The sequence below is a fragment of the Streptomyces sp. NPDC103540 genome (genome assembly GCF_055584445.1).
Genome location: NZ_JBVJMA010000019.1, coordinates 117346 through 137804, shown reverse-complemented (window position 1 = coordinate 137804; position 20459 = coordinate 117346). Strand labels below are relative to the sequence as shown.

Here is a 20459-nt window from a genome sequence, read left to right as displayed (position 1 = left end):
GCAGGGGGGACCCTGTGGGAGAGTAGGACGCCGCCGAACAATCATTGTGGGAAAGCCCCGCACCTTATGGTGCGGGGCTTTTCTGCGTTCAGGGGCCGGTCGCGAACTCCTGTAGGGTCAGGGGGCATCGATTCGACACTATCTACAGTCACAGTGGAGGCCCCCGGGTGGAGGTCCAGGAGACTCGGGTCCAGACTGACCGAATTTTCACCATTCCGAACATCCTCAGCATGGCCCGTCTCGTGGGCGTGCCGCTGTTCCTCTGGCTCATCCTGACCGAGCGCGACGGATGGGCCCTGGCCGTCCTGATGCTCAGCGGGATCAGCGACTACCTCGACGGAAAACTCGCGCGCCGCTGGAATCAGATCAGCAATCTCGGCCGGCTTTTGGATCCCGCCGCGGACCGCCTCTACGTCCTGACCACGCTGTTCGGGCTGACCTGGCGCGAGATCCTGCCCCTGTGGCTCACCGCGGCGCTCCTCGCCCGCGAGGCAATGTTGCTGGTCATGGTGTGGATCCTGCGCCGGCACGGCTATCCGCCGCCCCAGGTCAACTTCCTCGGCAAGGCCGCGACCTTCAACCTGATGTACGCCTTCCCCCTCCTCTTGCTCAGTGACGGCACCGGTTGGCTCGCCTGGATGGCGTCCGTTTTCGGATGGGCGTTCGCGGGTTGGGGTACAACGCTCTATTGGTGGGCAGGAATCCTTTACGTGGTGCAAGTCCGCCGTCTGGTCAAGGCGGATGCCACGGCCGATTGAGCTCACTCGGCGCCGGTACTGACGCGGAGGAGTAGCGGGAGTCACCGTCCGAGACGGGTGAGGTCGGCTGGACCGTCATCTCTCTAGGAGGACTCTTCCGACATGAAGGCCGTCGTGATGGCCGGTGGCGAAGGTACGCGGCTTCGCCCCATGACCTCAAGCATGCCCAAGCCGCTCCTGCCGGTGGCCAACAGGCCGATCATGGAGCACGTGCTCAGGCTGCTCAAGCGCCATGGGCTCAGCGAGACCGTGGTCACCGTGCAGTTCCTGGCGTCGCTCGTCAAGAACTATTTCGGGGACGGCGAGGAGCTCGGTATGGAGCTCTCCTATGCCAATGAGGAGAAGCCGCTCGGCACCGCCGGAAGCGTGAAGAACGCCGAGGAGGCACTGAAGGACGACACGTTCCTCGTCATTTCCGGCGACGCGCTCACCGACTTCGACCTCACCGACCTCATCAACTTCCACAAGGAGAAGGGCGCACTCGTCACGGTGTGCCTCACCCGCGTGCCGAATCCGCTGGAATTCGGCATCACCATCGTGGACGAGGAGGGAAAGGTCGAACGCTTCCTGGAGAAGCCGACCTGGGGGCAGGTGTTCTCGGACACCATCAACACCGGCATCTACGTGATGGAGCCGGAGATCTTCAACTACGTCGACGCGGACGTTTCCGTCGACTGGTCCGGTGACGTCTTCCCGCAGCTGATGAAGGAAGGCCGGCCGATCTACGGCTACGTGGCCGAGGGCTACTGGGAGGACGTGGGCACGCACGAGAGCTACGTCAAGGCGCAGGCCGACGTGCTCGAGGGCAAGGTCCAGGTCGACATGGACGGCTTCGAGATCTCGCCCGGGGTGTGGATCGCCGAAGGTGCCGAGGTGAGCCCCGACGCGGTGCTGCGGGGTCCCCTCTACATCGGGGACTACGCCAAGGTCGAGGCCGGGGTCGAGATCCGCGAGCACACCGTCGTCGGGTCCAACGTCGTCGTCAAGAGCGGGGCCTTCCTGCACAAGGCCGTCGTCCACGACAACGTGTACATCGGGCCGCACAGCAACCTGCGCGGCTGCGTCATCGGCAAGAACACCGACATCATGCGCGCCGCGCGGATCGAGGACGGGGCCGTCATCGGCGACGAGTGCCTGGTGGGCGAGGAGTCCATCGTCCAGGGCAACGTCCGGGTGTACCCGTTCAAGACGATCGAGGCCGGCGCCTTCGTCAACACCTCCGTGATCTGGGAGTCCCGGGGCCAGGCGCACCTCTTCGGTGCCCGCGGCGTCTCCGGGATCCTGAACGTGGAGATCACCCCCGAGCTGGTGGTGAAGCTGGCGGGAGCGTACGCGACGACGCTGAAGAAGGGCGCGATCGTCACCACCGCCCGAGACCACTCCCGCGGCGCGCGAGCGCTCAAGCGGGCCGTCATCTCGGCGTTGCAGGCCAGCGCCATCAACGTGCGCGACCTGGAGAACGTGCCCCTGCCCGTGGCGCGGCAGCAGACCGCCCGCGGCGCCGCCGGCGGCATCATGATCAGAACCTCGCCCGGGGTGCCGGACTCGGTGGACATCATGTTCCTCGACGAGCGGGGCGCGGACCTCTCGCAGGCGCAGCAGCGCAAGCTGGACCGCGTGTACGCGCGTCAGGAGTACCGGCGCGCCTTCCCCGGAGAGATCGGTGACCTCCAGTTCCCGTCGAGCGTCTTCGACTCGTACACGGGTTCGCTGCTGAGGCGGGTGGACACCACCGGGATCGCCGACTCCGGCCTCAAGGTCGTCGTGGACGCGTCCAACGGCAGCGCCGGACTCGTCCTGCCGAGCCTGCTGGGCCGACTCGGCGTGGACGCGCTGACGATCAACCCCGGCCTCGACGAGTCCAGGCCGACGGAGAGCCGGGAATCCCGGCGGGCCGGACTGGTGCGGCTCGGGGAGATCGTCGCGTCGGCGCGGGCCGCGTTCGGCGTGCGGTTCGACCCGGTGGGCGAGCGGATCTCCCTCGTGGACGAGCGCGGTCGGATCATTGAGGACGACCGGGCGCTGCTCGTCCTGCTCGACCTGGTGGCCGCCGAGAAGCGCAGCGGCAAGGTGGCGCTGCCGGTGACCACCACGCGCGTCGCCGAGCAGGTGGCGGCCTACCACGGCACGCAGGTGGAGTGGACGACGACCTCGCCGGACGACCTCACGCGGGTCGGCCGGGAGGAGACCACCATCTTCGGTGGAGACGGTCGGGGCGGGTTCATCGTTCCCGAGTTCAGCAGCGTCTTCGACGGGTCGGCGGCGTTCGTGCAGCTGATCGGGCTGGTGGCGCGTACGCAGCTCACCCTGAGCCAGATCGACTCGCGGATCCCGCGGGCCCACGTGCTCAAGCGGGACGTGCCGACGCCGTGGGCGGCGAAGGGGCTCGTCATGCGGCGGGTCGTGGAGGCCGCCGGTGACCGGCAGGTCGACACCACCGACGGGGTGCGCGTGGTCGAGGCCGACGGGCGGTGGGCACTGGTCCTGCCGGACCCGGCGGAGGCGGTCACCCACCTGTGGGCCGAGGGCCCCGACGACGCGTCCGCGCAGGCCCTGCTGGACGAGTGGGGCGCGGTCGTGGACGGCGCAGGGCAGCACTGACGGCGGTGACGGGGCCGGGTGCCCCGTAGGGCGGTCGGCCGGCGGGCCGGGTGCGGGCAGTGACCCGTCCCGGTCCGCCGGCCGGACGCATTCGGTGGGGGTGGTGGCGACATGCGACGATGTGGTGCATGTCGCAGCCGCCCCACAACCGGAGTTCGGCCGGTCCGCCCGCGCGCCCGGACGCGTCCATGTCGCTGTTGACGCACGTGATGGACCACAGCCTCGACGAGGGCTATGCGGAAGCGACGGCCCGGCGCGAGGCGGACGGTACCGCGGGTCTGCCGCGCACCTTGAAGGCGAAGCTGGCGCTCGCCGCCGGGCTCGTCCTGGCGGCGATGGTGGTCACGCTGGGTGCGGCGCAGGCACGGGTAGCGGCGCCGGTGCTGGCCAAGGAGCGCCAGGAGCTGATCCAGCGGGTGGAGCGCGCCGACGCGCGCGCCGACGGGCTGGAGCGGGACATCGAGCGGTTGCGTTCGGAGGTCGCCGACCGTCAGCGGGCGGTGCTCAAGCAGCCGGGCGGGGAGCAGGCCCGACTGGTGGCCGCGTTGTCCGGCGCAACCGAGGTGCGCGGTCCCGGCGTCAGGTTGGAAGTGGACGACGCGAAGGGATCTTCGTCCAGTGGCGGTGGACCGCGCGAGAGCAGCGGGTTCTCGGACACCGGACGGCTGCGTGACCGGGACATGCAGAGGATCGTCAACGGCCTGTGGCAGTCGGGAGCCGAGGCGATCTCGATCAACGGGCAGCGGCTGACGGCGCTGTCGGCGATCAGGGCGGCCGGTGACGCCATACTGGTCGACAACAGACCCCTGGTGCCCCCCTACGAGGTCCTCGCGATCGGGGACAAGAAGCGGCTGGGCACCGCCTTCCAGGACTCGCTGGACGGCCAGTACCTGCACGTGTTGCAGGAGAGCTACGGGATCCGCTCCAAGCTGTCCGCGGCGGACGCGCTGGTGCTCCCGGCCGCCTCCAGCCTGACCGTACGAACAGCCACAGCAGCAGAGCCGAAGAAGGGTGCATCGTGATCGCGGTACTGGGCCTCGTGGCCGGAGTGGTGGTCGGGCTGCTGGTCCGGCCCGAAGTGCCGGCCGTGGTGGAGCCATATCTGCCGATCGCCGTGGTCGCCGCGCTGGACGCGGTGTTCGGTGGTCTGCGCGCGATGTTGGACGGGATCTTCGTGGACAAGGTCTTCGTGGTGTCGTTCCTGTCGAACGTGGTCGTGGCCGCGCTGATCGTCTTCCTCGGTGACAAGCTCGGCGTCGGTTCGCAGCTGTCGACGGGCGTGGTCGTCGTCCTCGGCATCCGGATCTTCTCCAACGCCGCGGCCATCCGTCGGCACGTCTTCCGGGCGTGAGGCCGATGAGCACGGAGAACACCCCGCCCGAAGAGCCGAAGGCGCCCGCCGCGCCCCGTGCGCAGGAGCCCGGTGCGGCGGCGGTCCCGGCGGGCGGTGATCCGCCGCAGACGGGGCGGCAGCGGCTGGCGGCCGGTCTGTGGCCGCCGCGGGTCAGCCGGGCCCAACTGATCGTCGCGTTGCTGTTGTTCGTCCTGGGGCTCGGCCTCGCGATCCAAGTCCGCTCCAACAGCGACTCCAGTGCCCCGCTGCGCGGGGCCCGCCAGGAGGACCTCGTGCGGATCCTGGACGAGCTGGACGGGCGCACCAAGCGCCTGGAGGACGAGAAGCAGAGCCTGGACGCGCAGCGCAGGGAGCTGGAGAACAGCTCCGACCAGGCGGAGGAAGCGCGCCGGCAGACCCTGGAGAAGGAGCGCCAACTGGGCATCCTGGCCGGTACGGTAGCTGCGCAGGGGCCGGGGATCACGTTGCGGATCACCGATCCCAAGGGTCAGGTGCGGTCCGACCAGTTGTTGGACACGTTGCAGGAGCTGCGCGCGGCCGGGGCCGAGGCGATCCAGATCAACGGCGTCCGCGTCGTGGCGGGGTCGTACTTCTCGGACGTGGGCGGTGGCATCGGGATCGACGGTAAGAAGATCACACAGCCCTACGAGTTCAAGGTCATCGGCAAGCCGCAGGACCTGGAGCCCGCGCTCAACATCCCGGGCGGTGTCGTGCAGACGTTGGAGAAGGAGCAGGCCAACGTGGCCGTCACACGGTCGGCGAAGATCGTTGTGGATGCCTTGCGGGCTGCGGAGCAGCCTGACTACGCTCGGTCGTCATCGCCGTGAGGCGGTGCGGAATGTGGAACGGCTCACGCGGCCGAACGGCTGCGGGGGGTCGACGCACCGAAGTCGCGGTGCGTGGTGGAAACTGTCTGGTGGTTACGGACGTTGTGAGAATGTCCGGGTCGGCAGGTGTGTGCATGCAGAGTTCGTCCTGCCCCACGGGCGGGTCTGTTTCGGTCAAGGGGAATCGCCCGTGAAGTTGTTTGAGAAGTTGTTCGGCAAGAAGAACCGCGAGGAGAGTGGCGCGGCGCGTCACCGTGCGGGACAGGGAGACGGGGAAGGGCAGGGCGACCGGCCGCTCTTCCGTGACGAGGTGGCCGGTGCGGGAGACAATTCGGGCGCACAGGGCGCGTCGACTGTTGACCCCGCGGGTTCCGGACGCATAGGTTTCGGTGAACCATCAACCTCAAGTGCGGGTGGAGGGTTTACTCCCGACCCGTATGCCACCAATGCATCCGCGGGGCAGCCGCGGCGCGAGGAGCCGTCCATGTCGGCCGTCCAGGTTTGTGGCAGGTGCGGGCACCGCAGCGATGCGGCCAGCCGGTTCTGCTCCAACTGCGGGGCGCCGCTGCGACCGGGTCTGACGCCGGAGCGTGCCTCGGAGACCACGTCCACCATCTCGATCTCGGGCCTTGAGGCCTACGAGGCCGAGGCGTCCGGACAGCACGTGTCCTCCTCGCTGTCCCCCGAGGCCCAGGCCGCGGTGGAGGCGCTGCCGCCCGGTTCCGCGCTGCTGATCGTCCGGCGCGGCCCCAACTCCGGCAGTCGCTTCCTGTTGGACGGCGACCTGACCACGGCGGGCCGTCACCCGCAGAGCGACATCTTCCTGGACGACGTCACCGTCTCCCGGTTGCATGTCGAGTTCCGCAGGGGCCCGGAGGGCGGCTTCACCGTCTCCGACGTGGGCAGCCTCAACGGCACGTACGTCAACCGCGAGCCCATCGACTCGGTCGCGCTGCACAACGGCGACGAGGTGCAGATCGGCAAGTACCGGCTGGTCTTCTACGCGAGCCTGCGGAGCATCTGACCCGCCCCCTGGACTTCCGTCCGGGGGGAAGCCCTCGGAGGGAAGGTTCCATGCTGCGTACCCCGACCGGCGGTGCCCCCCAGGGCGGCGCCGCCGGCGCCGCCGCCTCGGCAGGACGGTTGGTCAGCATCGGCACGGTGCTGACCACGCTGCGCGAGGAGTTCCCCGAAGTCACGATCTCGAAGATCCGCTTCCTGGAGGCGGAGGGGCTCGTGGAGCCCCGGCGCACGCCCTCCGGGTACCGCAAGTTCAGTACCGGGGACGTGGAGCGGTTGGGGCGCATCCTGCGCCTCCAGCGCGATCACTACCTGCCGTTGAAGGTCATCCGCGAGCAGCTCGACGCGCTCGACCGCGGTGAGCAGGTGCGCATTCCGGCGCCCACCGCGAACGGCGAGTCCGTCGACCCCGCCGTCCCCGCGCCCCTGTACGGGGAGGCGGGCGGCGGGCCGCCGACCGTCGCACGGGTGGGCCGTGCCGAGCTGATCGCCGCCGCGGAGGTGGACGAGGTCCGGCTCGTGGAGTGGGAGTCGTACGGGCTCGTCAGCGAGGCTCCCGACGGTGGATTCGACGCCGAGGCGGTCACCGTGGCCCGGTTGATCGCGGACCTCGGTCGATTCGGGCTCGAACCCCGCCATCTGCGCGCTATGAAAGCGGCCGCGGACCGCGAGGCCGGACTCGTGGAACAGGTCGTCGCGCCCCTGCGCCGGCACCGCAATCCGCAGACCCGGACGCACGCGGAGGCCACGACCAAGGAGCTCGCGGGGCTGTGCGTAAGGCTTCACGAGGCCTTGGTGCAGACCGCGCTCGGGGTCCGGTTGCGCTGACCGGGAGGTCCGTCGTGCGGCCCCGACTACCCAAACCTGCCGGGCAGGTCCTAGGGTTGCTGTGTGAACGAGCTCGACGTTGTGGGTGTCCGGGTGGAAATGCCCTCCAACCAACCGATCGTGCTCCTGCGTGAAGTGGGAGGCGATCGGTACCTCCCCATCTGGATCGGTCCAGGGGAGGCGACCGCCATTGCCTTCGCGCAGCAGGGGATGGCCCCTGCCCGGCCGCTGACGCACGACCTGTTCAAGGACGTGCTGGAGGCGGTCGGTGAGGAGCTCACCGAGGTCCGCATCACGGATCTGCGGGAGGGCGTCTTCTACGCGGAGCTGGTCTTCGCCAGCGGGGTCGAGGTGAGCGCGAGGCCATCCGACGCCATAGCGCTGGCCCTGCGGACGGGGACGCCGATCTACGGCAGTGACGGCGTCCTCGACGACGCCGGAATCGCGATTCCCGACGAGCAGGAGGACGAGGTGGAGAAGTTCCGTGAATTCCTCGACCAGATCTCGCCGGAGGACTTCGGCACGGGCCCCCAGTAGCGGACCCGGCGGGGGTGGCGCACCGTGGTCGTGAGGGGCTCGGGACCGGGCCCTTCGTGAAACACGGGCCGCGTCGTACTCCCGGAACTTTCAGCCCATTCGAGTAGCCTTTCCCCGCAATGGGGTACGGGAAACCACTCTCAGGGTGATTATCACTCGGCGTGCCGAGTGTGGCGATCGTTGACGCACCCCTGGTCACTGCCTACCTTCAAGATGGCAGGTCAAGGACGGAGGGTCGGCGTGAGGATCACGGGCGACGGTACGACCGGGGGCACCCCCGCGCGCAGTGATGGCGGGTCGTACCCGATGCGCGGTGCTGCGGCTGGTCCCGCGCACCGTCAGCCGGCGGCGGCCCCGGCGGTGGGGCCGGTGAGTGAGGATCCGACGCCCGAACAGGTCGGCTACCGGGGCCCCACGGCCTGCGCCGCGGCCGGGATCACCTACCGCCAGCTCGACTACTGGGCGCGCACCGGCCTCGTGGAGCCCAGCGTGAGACCGGCCTACGGGTCGGGCACGCAGCGGCTCTACAGCTTCCGCGACGTGGTCGTCCTCAAGATCGTGAAGCGCTTCCTCGACACCGGGGTCGCGCTCCAGAACATCCGCACCGCCGTCCGGCACCTGCGCGACCGGGGTTTCTCCGACCTCGAACGCATGACGCTGATGAGCGACGGGGCGACCGTCTACGAGTGCACCTCCCCGGACCAGGTCGTCAGCCTGCTCCAGGGCGGGCAGGGCGTCTTCGGCATCGCCGTGGGGGTCGTCTGGCGCGACGTCGAGAGCGCGCTGTCGCAGCTGCACGGCGAGCGCGTGGACACCGGCGAGACCGTGGTCGGCCACAACCCGGCCGACGAGCTGGCGGCCCGCCGCAACCGCGCCGGCTGACCTCCCCGGTACGGGCCCTCGCCGCGCGCCGCGCGCGGATCCCCGCGGGCCCGTGGGGCGGCTGCGGCGCGCTGTCAGAGCCGTAGGGCAGCATCGGGGTGTGAGAACCGCGCCGACCATCCTGCACCTGGACATGGACGCCTTCTACGCCGCGGTGGAGCAGGCGTCGAAGCCCAGTCTGCGCGGGAAGGCCGTGATCGTCGGCGGGCTCGGACCGCGCGGCGTGGTCGCCACCGCCTCCTACGAGGCCAGACGGTACGGGGTGCACTCGGCGATGCCGACCGCGCAGGCCCGCAGGCTCTGCCCGAACGGCGCCTACGTCCACCCCCGCTTCACCCTCTACCGGCAGGTCAGCGACCTCGTCATGGGCCTGCTGCGGGAGCTGTCGCCCCTGGTGGAGCCCCTCAGCCTGGACGAGGCCTTCGTGGACCTGGAGGCGGGTGGGCGGGCCTTCGACGCGCCGGGCGCCCGCGCCACCGGGGAACGGCTGCGCGCCGACATCGCGGCCCTGACCGGACTGAGCGGCTCGGTGGGCCTGGCCGGGTCGAAGATGCTGGCCAAGGTGGCCTCCGAGGAGGCCAAGCCGAACGGTCTGCTGCTGATCGAGCCCGGTACCGAGCGGGAGCTGCTCGCGCCGATGCCGGTGCGGACCCTGCCCGGGGTGGGGCCGGCCACCGGGGAACACCTGCGGCGGGCCGGCATCACCACCGTGGGGGACCTGGCGGAGGCGGGCGAGGACGAGCTGGTGCGGATGGTCGGCCGGGCCCACGGGGTCGGCCTGTACCGGATGGCGCTCGGACTGGACGACCGGCCCGTGGTGGCCGAACGGGACGCGAAGTCCGTGTCCGTCGAGGACACCTTCGACGTGGACCTGCACGACCGCGTCCGCATCCGCGGGGAGGTGGCGCGGCTCGCCGACCGCTGCGTGGTGCGACTGCGCGCCTCCGGGCACTCGGGACGGACGATCGTCCTGAAGGTGCGCCGCTACGACTTCTCCACCCTGACCCGCTCCGAGACCCTGCGCGGGCCGACCGACGACCCGGCGGTCGTCCGGGAGGCGGCGGCGCGACTGCTGGAGGGCGTCGACACCACGGGCGGCGTACGGCTGCTGGGCGTCGGCGTGACGGGGCTCGCCGACTACACCCAGGAGGACCTCTTCGCCCAGGCCCGCACCGAGGGGGAGGCGGGGGACGGGACGACGGGCGCGCCGCGGGAGGCGGCCGGGCAGGAGGGGGACGCGGCGCCCGAGGAGCCGTCCGGGGAGCCGGAGCGGGCCGCCGCACGGCACTGGCCGGCGGGGAGCGACGTACGGCACGCGGTGTACGGGGCCGGATGGGTGCAGGGCAGCGGCGTCGGGCGGGTCACCGTACGGTTCGAGCGGCCGGGATCGCCGCCCGGGCGGGTCCGTACCTTCCGGGTGGACGACCCGGAACTGGAGACCTCCGAGCCGCTGCCCCTGGTGGGGGAGGCGTCCCCGGACCTCCCTACGGCTTCTCCGGAGGGGTGAGGGGGCCGCGGACGTCCTCGGGGAGGGTCACGTCCAGGCCGTAGTGGTGGTAGAGCTGGAGTTCCTGCTCGGGGGAGAGGTGGCGACCCACCCCGAAGTCGGGGGCGTCCCTGATCAGGGAACGGTCGAAGGGCACGCGCAGGGCGTCGTCCACGACCTCGCTGGGTTCCAGGGGGACGAAGGCGTCCCGGCCGAAGAGGCCGGTCCGGACGGCGGCCCATTCCGGCACTCCCGTGGCATCGTCGAGGTAGACCTCGTCCACGGTGCCGATCTTGGCGCCGTTGCGGTCGAATGCCTTGCGGCCGATCAGGCTGCGCGGATCGATGTCGGTCTGCACGGTCCCTCCGTCTGGTCGCACGCGGTTCACAACTCATCCGTAATGACTACAGAAGGGCATATCGGGATGGGGGGCCACTCGAGGGAGGCCCCGGATCCCCGCTGGTAGGCTGGGTGACGGCTGTTGACCCTGTGCGGGAGAGTCCTCCGAGTGAGCTCGACGGAGGCGCCGAAGGAGCAAATCCTCCCCGGAATCTCTCAGGCATACGTACCGCACGCGACGAGGCCACTCTGGAAAGCAGGGGCGGTACCGGGCACGCAGTACCGGTTCCGCGCCTCACCGACGGTGAAAGCCGGACCGCACGGGAGACCCCCGTGGGGCCCGGTGAAGCTCTCAGGTTGAGATGACAGAGGGGGAGGCCGTCCGGGTGCCCGCGCCGTGGTGCCCCTCGCAGGTCATACGACCAGGAGGCCTCCGTCATGACCGCCAACCGCATTCCGCTCGCTCAGCTGGAGCAGGGCATCCCCTTCGAGCAGCGCCACATCGGCCCGGATGCCGAGGCGCAGGCGAAGATGCTCGCCCAGGTGGGCTACGGCTCCCTGGACGAACTCACCGCCGCCGCGGTGCCGGATGTCATCAAGACCGCCGAGGCGCTGAACCTGCCCGAGGCGCGGACCGAGGCCGAGGTCCTCGCCGAGCTGCGCTCGCTCGCCGACCGCAACCAGGTCCTCACCTCCATGATCGGCCTCGGCTACTACGGGACCTTCACCCCGCCGGTCATCCTGCGCAACGTCATGGAGAACCCGGCCTGGTACACGGCGTACACGCCCTACCAGCCCGAGATCTCGCAGGGCCGCCTCGAAGCGCTGCTGAACTTCCAGACCGTCGTCGCCGACCTGACCGGTCTGCCGACCTCCGGTGCCTCCCTGCTCGACGAGGGCACCGCCGCCGCCGAGGCCATGACCCTGGCCCGCCGCGTCGGCAGGTCCAAGGGCAACGTCTTCCTCGTCGACGCCGACGCCCTGCCGCAGACCATCGCCGTCATCGAGACCCGCGCCGAGCCCATCGGCATCGAGGTCGTCGTCGCGGACCTCTCCGACGGCATCCCGGCCGAGATCGCCGAGCGCGGCGTCTACGGCGTCCTGGTCCAGTACCCCGGTGCCTCCGGCGCGGTGCGCGAGATCAAGACGGTCATCGACCAGGCGCACGGGCTCGGCGCGATCGTCGCCGTCTCCGCCGACCTGCTCGCCCTGACCCTGCTGGCCTCCCCGGGCTCCCTCGGCGCGGACATCGCCGTCGGCACCACCCAGCGCTTCGGCGTCCCGATGGGCTTCGGCGGCCCGCACGCCGGCTACATGGCCGTCCAGGACAAGCACGCCCGCTCCCTGCCCGGTCGCCTCGTCGGCGTCTCCGTGGACGCGGACGGCAACAAGGCCTACCGCCTGGCGCTCCAGACCCGCGAGCAGCACATCCGCCGCGAGAAGGCCACCAGCAACATCTGTACCGCCCAGGTGCTCCTCGCGGTCATGGCCGGCATGTACGCCGTCTACCACGGCCCCGAGGGCCTGCGCACGATCGCCCGTCGCACCCACCGCTACGCCGCGATCCTGGCCGCGGGCCTGACGGCCGGCGGGGTCGAGGTCACGCACGGCTCCTTCTTCGACACGGTCACCGCCCGGGTGCCCGGCAAGGCCGCCGAGGTCGTCGCCGCGGCCCGCGAGGGCGGCGTCAACCTCTTCCGCGTCGACGCCGACCACGTCTCCGTCTCCTGCGACGAGACCACGCTGCGCGCGGACGTCGAGGCCGTCTGGGCCGCCTTCGGCGTCACCGCCGACATCGAGGCGCTGGACGCCTCCGTCGCCGACGCCCTGCCCGAGGGCCTGCTGCGTTCGGACGAGTACCTGACCCACCCGGTCTTCCACCAGCACCGCAGCGAGACCGCGATGCTGCGCTACCTGCGCCGCCTCTCGGACAAGGACTACGCGCTGGACCGCGGCATGATCCCGCTGGGCTCCTGCACCATGAAGCTCAACGCGACCACCGAGATGGAGCCGGTCACCTGGCCCGAGTTCGGTCAGCTGCACCCGTTCGCCCCGGTCGAGCAGGCCGAGGGGTACCTCACGCTCATCACCGAGCTGGAGGAACGTCTCTGCGAGGTCACCGGCTACGACAAGGTCTCCATCCAGCCGAACGCCGGCTCCCAGGGCGAGCTGGCCGGGCTGCTGGCCGTCCGCGCCTACCACCGGGCCAACGGCGACGAGCAGCGCACCATCTGCCTCATCCCGTCCTCGGCGCACGGCACGAACGCGGCGAGCGCCGTGATGGCCGGCATGAAGGTCGTCGTCGTCAAGACCGCCGATGACGGCGAGGTCGACGCCGCGGACCTGCGGGCCAAGATCGAGCAGTACCGTGACGAGCTGGCCGTGCTGATGATCACCTACCCGTCGACCCACGGCGTGTTCGAGGAGCACGTCGCCGACATCTGCGCGCAGGTGCACGAGGCCGGCGGTCAGGTCTACGTCGACGGCGCCAACCTGAACGCCCTGGTCGGCCTCGCCAAGCCGGGTCACTTCGGCGGCGACGTCTCGCACCTGAACCTGCACAAGACCTTCTGCATCCCGCACGGCGGCGGTGGCCCGGGCGTCGGCCCGGTCGGGGTCCGGGCGCACCTGGCCCCGTACCTGCCCAACCACCCGCTCCAGCCGACCGCGGGTCCGGAGACCGGCGTCGGTCCGATCTCCGCCGCCCCGTGGGGTTCGGCGGGCATCCTGCCGATCTCCTGGTCGTACGTCCGCCTGATGGGTGGCGAGGGCCTCAAGCGCGCCACCCAGGTGGCCGTGCTCGGCGCGAACTACATCGCCAAGCGCCTGGAGCCGCACTACCCGGTGCTCTACACCGGCCCGGGCAACCTGGTGGCCCACGAGTGCATCATCGACCTGCGTCCGCTGTCGAAGGCGACGGGCGTCAGCGTCGACGACATCGCCAAGCGCCTGATCGACTACGGCTTCCACGCGCCGACCATGTCCTTCCCGGTCGCCGGCACGCTGATGATCGAGCCGACGGAGTCCGAGGACCTCGCCGAGATCGACCGCTTCTGCGACGCGATGATCGCCATTCGTCACGAGATCGAGCGGGTCGCGGGCGGCGAGTGGCCGCTGGAGGACAACCCGCTGGCCAACGCCCCGCACACGGCCGCGGCCCTGGGCGGCGAGTGGAACCACCCGTACAGCCGTGAGGACGCGGTCTTCCCGGGTGGCGTGAACCCGTCCGAGAAGTACTGGCCGCCGGTGCGCCGGATCGACGGCGCCTTCGGCGACCGCAACCTGGTGTGCTCCTGCCCGCCGCTGGACGAGTACGACAACTGATCCCGCCCGGCGGTCCGCCGCCGTGACGTGGGGACACGTCGAAGGGGCCGGTCCCGGAGCTTCGCGCTCCGGGACCGGCCCCTTCTCGTGCGTCCGTGCGTGCGTACGTCCGCCCGTGCGTGCCCGTCGGCCGCTACGCCGCCGCGAGCGGGCGGTGCGGGGCGATGATCTGGCCGTCCGGCAGGAGTTCACCGGTGTCCTCGAAGAGCAGGACGCCGTTGCACAGCAGGCTCCAGCCCTGTTCCGGGTGGTTGGCCACCGGGCGCGCGGCCTCCCGGTCGGCGGACTCTGATGACGGGCAGGCAGGCTGGTGCTGGCACATGGATGCGTTCTTTCGCTGCGGTGTGGTCTGTTCGCTACGGCTCGATGCGTGATTCATGGCCGTCCCCCTGGGTCGTCCCCGCACCTGCGGGGAGGATGTCCTCAGTCTTCCCCCACGACGGCTGCTTCGCAGGTATTTCCCGGCAGCTGTCCTCATGGATTGAGGACGCATCACCCGTGCGGGCGGTTCAGGCCAACTCCCCTGTCATTTTGGGTGGTTCGCGGATGACCCGAGCGGACTAGGCCGGATGGGCCGGATGGGTGGGCGGCCTCAGGCGGCCGGGGCGGCCAGGGTCGGAGGGACGGGAGGGGCCGGCGGGGTCAGCCGGTGGGTCAGTACGGGGAGCAGCTCGGACACGGTGTGCGGGCGGTACGGGGCGATGCCGGGCGGGGCGGGGGCGAGTGGCACCAGCAGGTCGGTGGCGGCGGGCAGGCCGGCGGCGGCGTCGGCGCCGACCGCCCCGTGCAGCCACAGGGTCAGCATGTACAGCTCGGGTACGGACAGCAGGCGCGGCTGGTAGCTCTTGCCGAGCGACTCGGCCTGGCGCAGGGCCCGTTCGGTGGCCGCGACGTAGGGGCCCTCGAAGAAGTGGGAGAAGGTCCAGCCGTCCGCGGTCAGGCGGGTGTCGGCCGCCGCCACGAAGCGGTCGCCGCTGCGGATCAGGAAGCGCCACGCGGTGAGCCGCGTACGGGGAGGCCTGCCGTCTCCCGCCGCGCCCGACATCCCCAGCCGGTCGAGGACGTGGACCGGCAGGGGGAGTTCGGCGGTGGTCGGACCCTGGACCGCGCGCAGGGTCGGGGTGTGCGCCTCGTGGACGGCGGTGGGAGAACCGAGTGCCGCGAGGACGCTGCGCAGGGCGGGCGCGGGGGCCGGGGGGACATGCAGCGGCATGGTGGGTCGCCTCTCACTTGGGAGACCTGTGGTGCAGGGGAAGGTGCGGACGGCGCTGTCGCATTCTGGGGTCAGAGGTGGGCATTGGGGCAATGGCCGCGCGCCAACTCTCTGCCTCGTTTGCGGAGTTTATACGACATGTGTTCACGCAGTGTTTCGGCTACCTGTCCCCGCCATTGCCGGCAAGTCCTCTTCCGGTCCCACTGTCGTGCTATTCATGCCCAATGTGCGCGAACATGACGCGCTGACCTCGGAGGTTACCGGAAGGGTGCTCGGCTGGAAAGTGTCGGCTATCCGGAATCGGCAAAGTCGACGTCGCATTTTCCGATGTCGCCTTGCCAGGTGAATGTGCCGAAGCGCCCATCCGGCCATACCGGCGCGCGCTCTCCGGCGGACCGGTCGCCCCGGCGTTATGGATCACGACGCCTGGGCATCATCGACCGTAACGCGCGCCCGGGGGCAACGGCCGGGCCACTCGAGGAGGGACGCTTCGATGGGGGAGAAGGTCGTGGCAGGCGGATTCGACCTGTCCGATCGGCAACGGTATCGGAGGAAGCTTCACGAGTGCCTGGAGGGACTGGAGCGGCTTCTGGCCGAGAAGAGGTTCGATCGCCCCAAGAACATGATGGGGCTGGAGATCGAGTTGAATCTCGCCGGTTCCGACGGTTTGCCGCGGATGGTGAATGCGGAGGTGCTGGAGCGAATAGCGAGTCCTGATTTCCAGACGGAACTGGGGATGTTCAACCTGGAGGTCAACGTCCTTCCGCACCGGCTCGACGGCCGGGTATTCGACCAGCTCGCCGAAGAACTGAGCGCGGGACTGCACTACGCGCACCGGCAGGCGGCGCAGATCGACGCGGGCGTCGTCATGATCGGGATCCTGCCGACGATCTCCCGCGCGGACCTGGCCCCGGCCAACCTGTCGGCGGTGGACCGCTACTCCCTGCTGAACGAGCAGATCCTGATGATGCGCGGGGAGGACTTCACGCTCGACATCGACGGGGTCGAGCGGCTCACCTGGAGCACCGGCTCCATCGTGCCGGAGGCCGCCTGCACCTCCGTACAGCTCCACCTCCAGGTCACGCCCGCGCGGTTCGCCGACGTGTGGAACGCGGCGCAGGCGGTGACGGCCGTACAGATAGCGGTGGGGGCCAACTCGCCGTTCCTGTTCGGGCGGGAGCTGTGGCGGGAGTCGCGTCCGCCGCTGTTCACCCAGGCCACCGACACCCGCCCGCCCGAACTGCGGGCGCAGGGGGTCAGGCCTCGGACCTGGTTCGGGGAGCGGTGGGTGGACTCCGCGTACGAGCTGTTCGCCGAGAACGTGCGCTGGTTCCCCTCCCTGCTGCCGATCTGTGACGAGGAGGAGCCGCTGCGGGTGCTGGCCGAGGGCGGGGTGCCGAGCCTGCAGGAGCTGGTGCTCCACAACGGCACGGTCTACCGCTGGAACCGGCCCGTCTACGGGGTCGCCGACGGGGTTCCGCACCTGCGGGTGGAGAACCGGGTGCTGCCGGCCGGGCCGACCGTCGCCGACGTGGTCGCCAACGCCGCCTTCTACTACGGACTCGTCCGCACCCTCGCCGACGAACAGCGCCCGGTGTGGACGCGGATGCGGTTCGCGGAGGCCGAGGCCAACTTCGACGCGGCCTGCCGGTACGGGATCGACGCGCGGCTGCACTGGCCGCGTCGGGGCCGGGCCGGGGGGCTGGTCAGCGTACCGGCGGTGCGGCTCGTGCTCGACGAACTGCTGCCGATGGCCGCGGCCGGGCTGGACGCCTGGGGCATCGAGCCCGCCGACCGGGACCACTACCTCGGGATCATCGAGGAACGCTGTCGCCGCCGGGTGAACGGGGCGACCTGGCAGGTGGACACCTACCACCGGGCGCTCGCGGGCGGGCTGGAACGGGACGCCGCGCTGGCCGCGACCACCCGCCGCTACAGCGAGCTGATGCACAAGGGGGACCCGGTCCACACCTGGCCCGTGGGCATCGCGGAACAGGGGGTCGAGGCCCCCGCCGCCGCCCGCCGCTGAGCGGCGGCGCCCGGTCCGGGCCCCGTACGCCCGTCCCGTCGAACCGCCCCCGCCGCCGAGGAGGCAGTATGGGGTGGTCACAGCGGGATGGGCGGACGGGAGTCGGACGTGCGGGCGGAGCCGGAACCGGTGGTCGTGGAGCTGGGGGACGAGCGGCGGCGGAACCTGCTGCGCACCGAGACCCTGCTCGTCCTCGCCCTCTCCCTGGGCGCCAGCGGTGTGTCCGCGCTGATCAGCTTCCTCGGCTCGCTCACCAAACCGGGCGGGCTGGCGGACCAGGCCGCCACCCTCAACGGCTCCTACGCCCCCGGCCGGCCCTGGCTGGACCTGGCCTGGCAACTGTTCGGGATCGCGAGCGCGCTGGTTCCCGTCCTGCTGGTCGCCCACCTGCTCACCCGTGAGGGCGTGCCGGGGCTGAGGGTGCTCGGCTTCGACCGCACCCGACCGGGCGGCGACCTCGCCCGGGGCGCCCTGGTGGCCGCGGGCATCGGCAGCGCCGGACTGGCCTTCTACCTGGCGGCCCGCGCCTCCGGCTTCAACCTCACGGTGGTGCCGGAGGCGCTGCCCGACGTGTGGTGGAAGTTCCCCGTACTGATCCTCTCCGCGGTGCAGAACTCCGTGGTGGAGGAGGTCATCGTGCTGGCGTACCTGCTGCGCCGGCTCGACGGGCTGGGCTGGTCCCCGATGGCCGCGCTGGTCGCCAGTTCGGTGCTGCGCGGCTCCTACCACCTCTACCAGGGCATCGGCGGGTTCATCGGCAACGTGGTGATGGGCGTGGTCTTCGTCCTCGCCTACCGGCGGTGGGGCCGGGTGGGCCCGCTGGTCGTCGCCCACGCCCTGCTCGACATCGTGGCCTTCGGGGGATACGCGCTGCTCGCGGGCAAGGTGGGCTGGCTGCCCACCCCGTAGGGGTCACGGGGCGGCCCGGGTCACGGGGCGGTGAGCAGCTCGCCGTCGATCACGGTGACGGCGCGCCCGGTCAGGAGCGTGCGCCCACCCGCCAGTTCGACCTCGACCAGGCCCCGGCGGGCGCCGCCCTGCAGGCCCGTCAGTCGTGTCCGGCCCAGCCGCTCGGCCCAGAACGGGGCGAGCGCGGTGTGGGCGCTGCCGGTGACCGGGTCCTCGTCGATGCCGACGGCCGGGAAGAAGCCGCGGGAGACGAAGTCGTAGCCGCGCGCGGGGTCCTCGGCCCGCGCGGTGACGATCACGCCCCGGCGGGAGTGGGCGCGCAGCGCGGCGTGGTCGGGCCGCAGGTCCCGTACGGCCGCCTCGTCGGGCAGCTCGACGACCAGGTCGCCGATGTGGGCGGAGGTGTCGTGGACCGAGAGGATCTCGGCCCCGAGGGCCCGGCCGACCTCGGGGTCCGCCTCGACGGGGGTCAGCGTCGAGGTCGGGAAGTCCATCGTGATCGTGCCGTCCTCGGCGGCCCGGGTGATGAGGACCCCGCAGCGCGCGCCGAAGCGGACGGTGCCCTTCGCCAGGCCGGTCTCGCGCAGGACGTGGGCGGTGGCCAGGGTGGCGTGGCCGCACATGTCCACCTCCGCGGTGGGGGTGAACCAGCGCAGTGCCCAGTCGGTGTCCCCGCCGGCCGGCAGGGGGTGGGCGAACGCGGTCTCGGAGAGGTTGACCTCCGCCGCCACCCGCCGCAGCCAGGCGTCGTCGGGGAACGAGTCGAGCAGGAGGACCCCGGCGGGGTTCCCCTGGAACGGGCGGTCGGTGAAGGCGTCGACGATTCGGATGCGCATGGGCCGACCGTAGGGCGGGGTCGCGAACGCGGACAAAGGCCAATCCGGGACGACTGGCCTGGACCGCCCGGTCGGCCCATTCGGGTGCGTCCCCCTCTGACCTGCTGCTTCACGGGGACCCCGTACGAGCGGTCGCCGACAGTCGGAAACAGTTTCCGATATATCGTTGACGCATCGCGATGGATCAGTGATAGTGAAGGAGTCGTCGATCGTGACGGCGACCGCACACGCGACGAGCGATGACGAAAGGAGCGCGGCGATGCGTTCACACGGACAGCACGACCACGGGCACGGACACGACCACGGACGCGGTCACGGCCACTGCGGGCCGGACCGTCGGGAGGAGTTCAGGGGGCTGCGCGCCGCCTTCGGGCCGTTCGGGCCGCCCTTCGGCGGGGGCCCCTTCGGCGGGCGGGGCGGGCGCGGCGGACCGCGCGGCCGGGCCCGCCGGGGAGACGTGAGGGCCTCGATCCTGGCCCTGCTCGCGGACCGGCCGATGCACGGCTACGAGATGATCCAGGAGATCGGCGAGCGCAGCGGCGGAGCCTGGAAGCCCAGCCCCGGCTCGGTCTACCCGACCCTCCAGCTGCTGGAGGACGAGGGGCTCATCACCAGTGCGAGCGAGGGCGGCAAGAAGCTGTTCACGCTCACCGACGCCGGCCGCACCGAGGCGGAATCGGGACCGGACGCCCCCTGGGCGGACGCCGGGCGCGGCTTCGACTTCGAGGCGATGCACGAGGTCCGCACCGCGGGGGTCGGCCTGATGGAGGCGTTCGGGCAGGTCTTCAAGACCGGCTCGCCCGAGCAGCGCGAGAAGGCGCTCGCGGTGATCAACGACGCCCGCAAGAAGCTCTACCTGATCCTGGCCGACGAGCACTGAGCCGGCCCGGGGGGGGGGGGGGGGGGGGGGCCCCGCGCCGGGGGGGGGGGGGGGGGCGCGCCGGGCCCCCCCCCCCCCGGCGCCCGCCCCCCCGCCCCCCCCCCCCCGCCCGCCCCCCCCGCCCCCCCCCCCCCCCCCCGTCGCCGCGTCGTCCGTCCGTCCGGCGTCCGTCGGGGGTGGGCCGCTCAGGCCACCAGCGCGGCCAGCTTGCGCAGCGACTCGTTCAGCGCGGCGGTCGCCGAGTCCTTGAGCTTGCCCGCCATCAGGGACACGGCCGCGCCGCTGAACTCCCCGTCGATGCGGACCGTCGTGGCGTCGCCGTCGGCGGTCAGTGTGTACCGGGTGAGGACCGCCACGCCCATCGGGCCCTTTCCGGTGATCGCGAAGAGGCGCTCGTCCTCCAGCTCCGACACCGTCCAGAGGACCTCCGCGGGGAAGCCCATCATCTTCATGTTCTCCGAGAAGGTGATCCCGACGGCGAGGCTCTGGGGGCCGCCCTTGGGGAAGTCGGTGTGCGTCATGCTCCACTGCCCGTACGCGTCCCAGTCGGTCAGCTGGGCCCAGAGCCTCGCGGCGGGCGCCTCGATGCGTGATTCCGCGGTGACCTCGGCCATGGGTCCACCCCTTCTCGTCGGG

19 protein-coding genes and 1 riboswitch are annotated in these 20459 nt (G+C 71.1%); of the genes, 14 read left to right on the top strand and 5 right to left on the bottom strand.

Annotated elements, in window-relative coordinates; translation table 11 throughout:
- Positions 1-167 precede the first annotated feature (167 nt).
- From ACZ6ZI_RS34695 to ACZ6ZI_RS34650, 10 genes are all read left to right on the top strand, one after another.
- A complete protein-coding gene (locus ACZ6ZI_RS34695; RefSeq protein ID WP_363063840.1) occupies positions 168-758 on the top strand; it encodes a CDP-alcohol phosphatidyltransferase family protein in 591 nt (196 codons plus the stop codon).
- A 102-nt stretch (positions 759-860) separates the two neighbouring features.
- Positions 861-3359, top strand: coding sequence for a sugar phosphate nucleotidyltransferase (locus tag ACZ6ZI_RS34690; protein ID WP_469527810.1), 2499 nt, complete (start codon positions 861-863; stop codon positions 3357-3359).
- 128 nt (positions 3360-3487) lie between these two features.
- Complete coding sequence (locus tag ACZ6ZI_RS34685) at positions 3488-4381, top strand: DUF881 domain-containing protein (RefSeq protein WP_469527808.1); 894 nt, start codon at positions 3488-3490, stop codon at positions 4379-4381.
- Complete coding sequence (locus tag ACZ6ZI_RS34680) at positions 4378-4710, top strand: small basic family protein (protein WP_030158423.1); 333 nt, start codon at positions 4378-4380, stop codon at positions 4708-4710. Before ACZ6ZI_RS34685 ends, ACZ6ZI_RS34680 begins: the two co-directional genes overlap by 4 nt.
- Positions 4711-4715: 5 nt before the next feature.
- Complete coding sequence (locus ACZ6ZI_RS34675; RefSeq protein WP_469527805.1) at positions 4716-5540, top strand: DUF881 domain-containing protein; 825 nt, start codon at positions 4716-4718, stop codon at positions 5538-5540.
- Between the two features lie 82 nt (positions 5541-5622).
- Positions 5623-6564: an FHA domain-containing protein gene (locus tag ACZ6ZI_RS34670; protein ID WP_469527827.1), complete on the top strand. Its 942-nt coding sequence runs from the start codon at positions 5623-5625 to the stop codon at positions 6562-6564.
- A gap of 50 nt (positions 6565-6614) precedes the next feature.
- Positions 6615-7388, top strand: a complete 774-nt coding sequence (ftsR, locus tag ACZ6ZI_RS34665; protein ID WP_469527803.1) for a transcriptional regulator FtsR — start codon at positions 6615-6617, stop codon at positions 7386-7388.
- Between the two features lie 63 nt (positions 7389-7451).
- On the top strand, positions 7452-7925 hold the full coding sequence (locus ACZ6ZI_RS34660) for a bifunctional nuclease family protein (protein ID WP_007262890.1): 474 nt from the start codon (positions 7452-7454) through the stop codon (positions 7923-7925).
- Positions 7926-8165: 240 nt separating this feature from the next.
- Positions 8166-8807, top strand: a complete 642-nt coding sequence (locus tag ACZ6ZI_RS34655; protein WP_363063850.1) for a MerR family transcriptional regulator — start codon at positions 8166-8168, stop codon at positions 8805-8807.
- A gap of 100 nt (positions 8808-8907) precedes the next feature.
- Positions 8908-10314, top strand: a complete 1407-nt coding sequence (locus ACZ6ZI_RS34650; protein ID WP_469527800.1) for a DNA polymerase IV — start codon at positions 8908-8910, stop codon at positions 10312-10314.
- Here ACZ6ZI_RS34650 and ACZ6ZI_RS34645 read toward each other — a convergent pair.
- Complete coding sequence (locus ACZ6ZI_RS34645) at positions 10292-10651, bottom strand: PRC-barrel domain-containing protein (RefSeq protein ID WP_363063854.1); 360 nt, start codon at positions 10649-10651, stop codon at positions 10292-10294. The genes ACZ6ZI_RS34650 and ACZ6ZI_RS34645 overlap by 23 nt on opposite strands.
- Positions 10652-10775: 124 nt before the next feature.
- Positions 10776-10874, top strand: a riboswitch (glycine riboswitch).
- A gap of 196 nt (positions 10875-11070) precedes the next feature.
- Between ACZ6ZI_RS34645 and gcvP the strand changes: the two genes are divergently transcribed.
- On the top strand, positions 11071-13956 hold the full coding sequence (gcvP, locus tag ACZ6ZI_RS34640; protein ID WP_469527797.1) for an aminomethyl-transferring glycine dehydrogenase: 2886 nt from the start codon (positions 11071-11073) through the stop codon (positions 13954-13956).
- A gap of 133 nt (positions 13957-14089) precedes the next feature.
- On the opposite strand, the gene ACZ6ZI_RS34635 is transcribed toward gcvP, so the two are convergent.
- Both ACZ6ZI_RS34635 and ACZ6ZI_RS34630 read right to left on the bottom strand, forming a co-directional pair.
- Positions 14090-14278, bottom strand: coding sequence for a DUF5999 family protein (locus ACZ6ZI_RS34635; RefSeq protein WP_007262885.1), 189 nt, complete (start codon positions 14276-14278; stop codon positions 14090-14092).
- A 270-nt stretch (positions 14279-14548) separates the two neighbouring features.
- Positions 14549-15169, bottom strand: a complete 621-nt coding sequence (locus ACZ6ZI_RS34630) for a hypothetical protein (RefSeq protein ID WP_469527795.1) — start codon at positions 15167-15169, stop codon at positions 14549-14551.
- Between the two features lie 493 nt (positions 15170-15662).
- On the opposite strand from ACZ6ZI_RS34630, the gene ACZ6ZI_RS34625 reads away from it, so the two are divergent.
- The gene (locus ACZ6ZI_RS34625; RefSeq protein ID WP_469527792.1) at positions 15663-17198 is read left to right on the top strand and encodes a glutamate-cysteine ligase family protein; all 1536 of its coding nucleotides are present in this window, start codon (positions 15663-15665) and stop codon (positions 17196-17198) included.
- A gap of 87 nt (positions 17199-17285) precedes the next feature.
- A complete protein-coding gene (locus ACZ6ZI_RS34620) occupies positions 17286-18107 on the top strand; it encodes a CPBP family intramembrane glutamic endopeptidase (protein ID WP_469527790.1) in 822 nt (273 codons plus the stop codon).
- Positions 18108-18127: 20 nt separating this feature from the next.
- On the opposite strand, the gene ACZ6ZI_RS34615 is transcribed toward ACZ6ZI_RS34620, so the two are convergent.
- Positions 18128-18943 (bottom strand): PhzF family phenazine biosynthesis protein, encoded by an 816-nt coding sequence (locus ACZ6ZI_RS34615; RefSeq protein ID WP_469527787.1) that lies wholly within the window; start codon positions 18941-18943, stop codon positions 18128-18130.
- A 259-nt stretch (positions 18944-19202) separates the two neighbouring features.
- Between ACZ6ZI_RS34615 and ACZ6ZI_RS34610 the strand changes: the two genes are divergently transcribed.
- The gene (locus ACZ6ZI_RS34610) at positions 19203-19823 is read left to right on the top strand and encodes a PadR family transcriptional regulator (protein WP_469527785.1); all 621 of its coding nucleotides are present in this window, start codon (positions 19203-19205) and stop codon (positions 19821-19823) included.
- Positions 19824-20008: 185 nt separating this feature from the next.
- Here the strand turns inward: ACZ6ZI_RS34610 and ACZ6ZI_RS34605 are convergent, their stop codons facing one another.
- A complete protein-coding gene (locus ACZ6ZI_RS34605; RefSeq protein ID WP_469527784.1) occupies positions 20009-20437 on the bottom strand; it encodes a type II toxin-antitoxin system Rv0910 family toxin in 429 nt (142 codons plus the stop codon).
- Between the last annotated feature and the right edge of the window lie 22 nt (positions 20438-20459).

Coding starts and splice junctions, on each gene's coding strand:
- ACZ6ZI_RS34690 (WP_469527810.1), top strand. CDS start 861: ATGAAGGCCGTCGTGATGGCCGGTGGCGAAGGTACGCGGCTTCGCCCC.
- ACZ6ZI_RS34685 (WP_469527808.1), top strand. CDS start 3,488: ATGTCGCAGCCGCCCCACAACCGGAGTTCGGCCGGTCCGCCCGCGCGC.
- ACZ6ZI_RS34675 (WP_469527805.1), top strand. CDS start 4,716: ATGAGCACGGAGAACACCCCGCCCGAAGAGCCGAAGGCGCCCGCCGCG.
- ftsR (WP_469527803.1), top strand. CDS start 6,615: ATGCTGCGTACCCCGACCGGCGGTGCCCCCCAGGGCGGCGCCGCCGGC.
- gcvP (WP_469527797.1), top strand. CDS start 11,071: ATGACCGCCAACCGCATTCCGCTCGCTCAGCTGGAGCAGGGCATCCCC.
- ACZ6ZI_RS34635 (WP_007262885.1), bottom strand. CDS start 14,278: ATGTGCCAGCACCAGCCTGCCTGCCCGTCATCAGAGTCCGCCGACCGG.
- ACZ6ZI_RS34630 (WP_469527795.1), bottom strand. CDS start 15,169: ATGCCGCTGCATGTCCCCCCGGCCCCCGCGCCCGCCCTGCGCAGCGTC.
- ACZ6ZI_RS34625 (WP_469527792.1), top strand. CDS start 15,663: ATGGGGGAGAAGGTCGTGGCAGGCGGATTCGACCTGTCCGATCGGCAA.
- ACZ6ZI_RS34620 (WP_469527790.1), top strand. CDS start 17,286: ATGGGCGGACGGGAGTCGGACGTGCGGGCGGAGCCGGAACCGGTGGTC.
- ACZ6ZI_RS34615 (WP_469527787.1), bottom strand. CDS start 18,943: ATGCGCATCCGAATCGTCGACGCCTTCACCGACCGCCCGTTCCAGGGG.
- ACZ6ZI_RS34610 (WP_469527785.1), top strand. CDS start 19,203: ATGCGTTCACACGGACAGCACGACCACGGGCACGGACACGACCACGGA.
- ACZ6ZI_RS34605 (WP_469527784.1), bottom strand. CDS start 20,437: ATGGCCGAGGTCACCGCGGAATCACGCATCGAGGCGCCCGCCGCGAGG.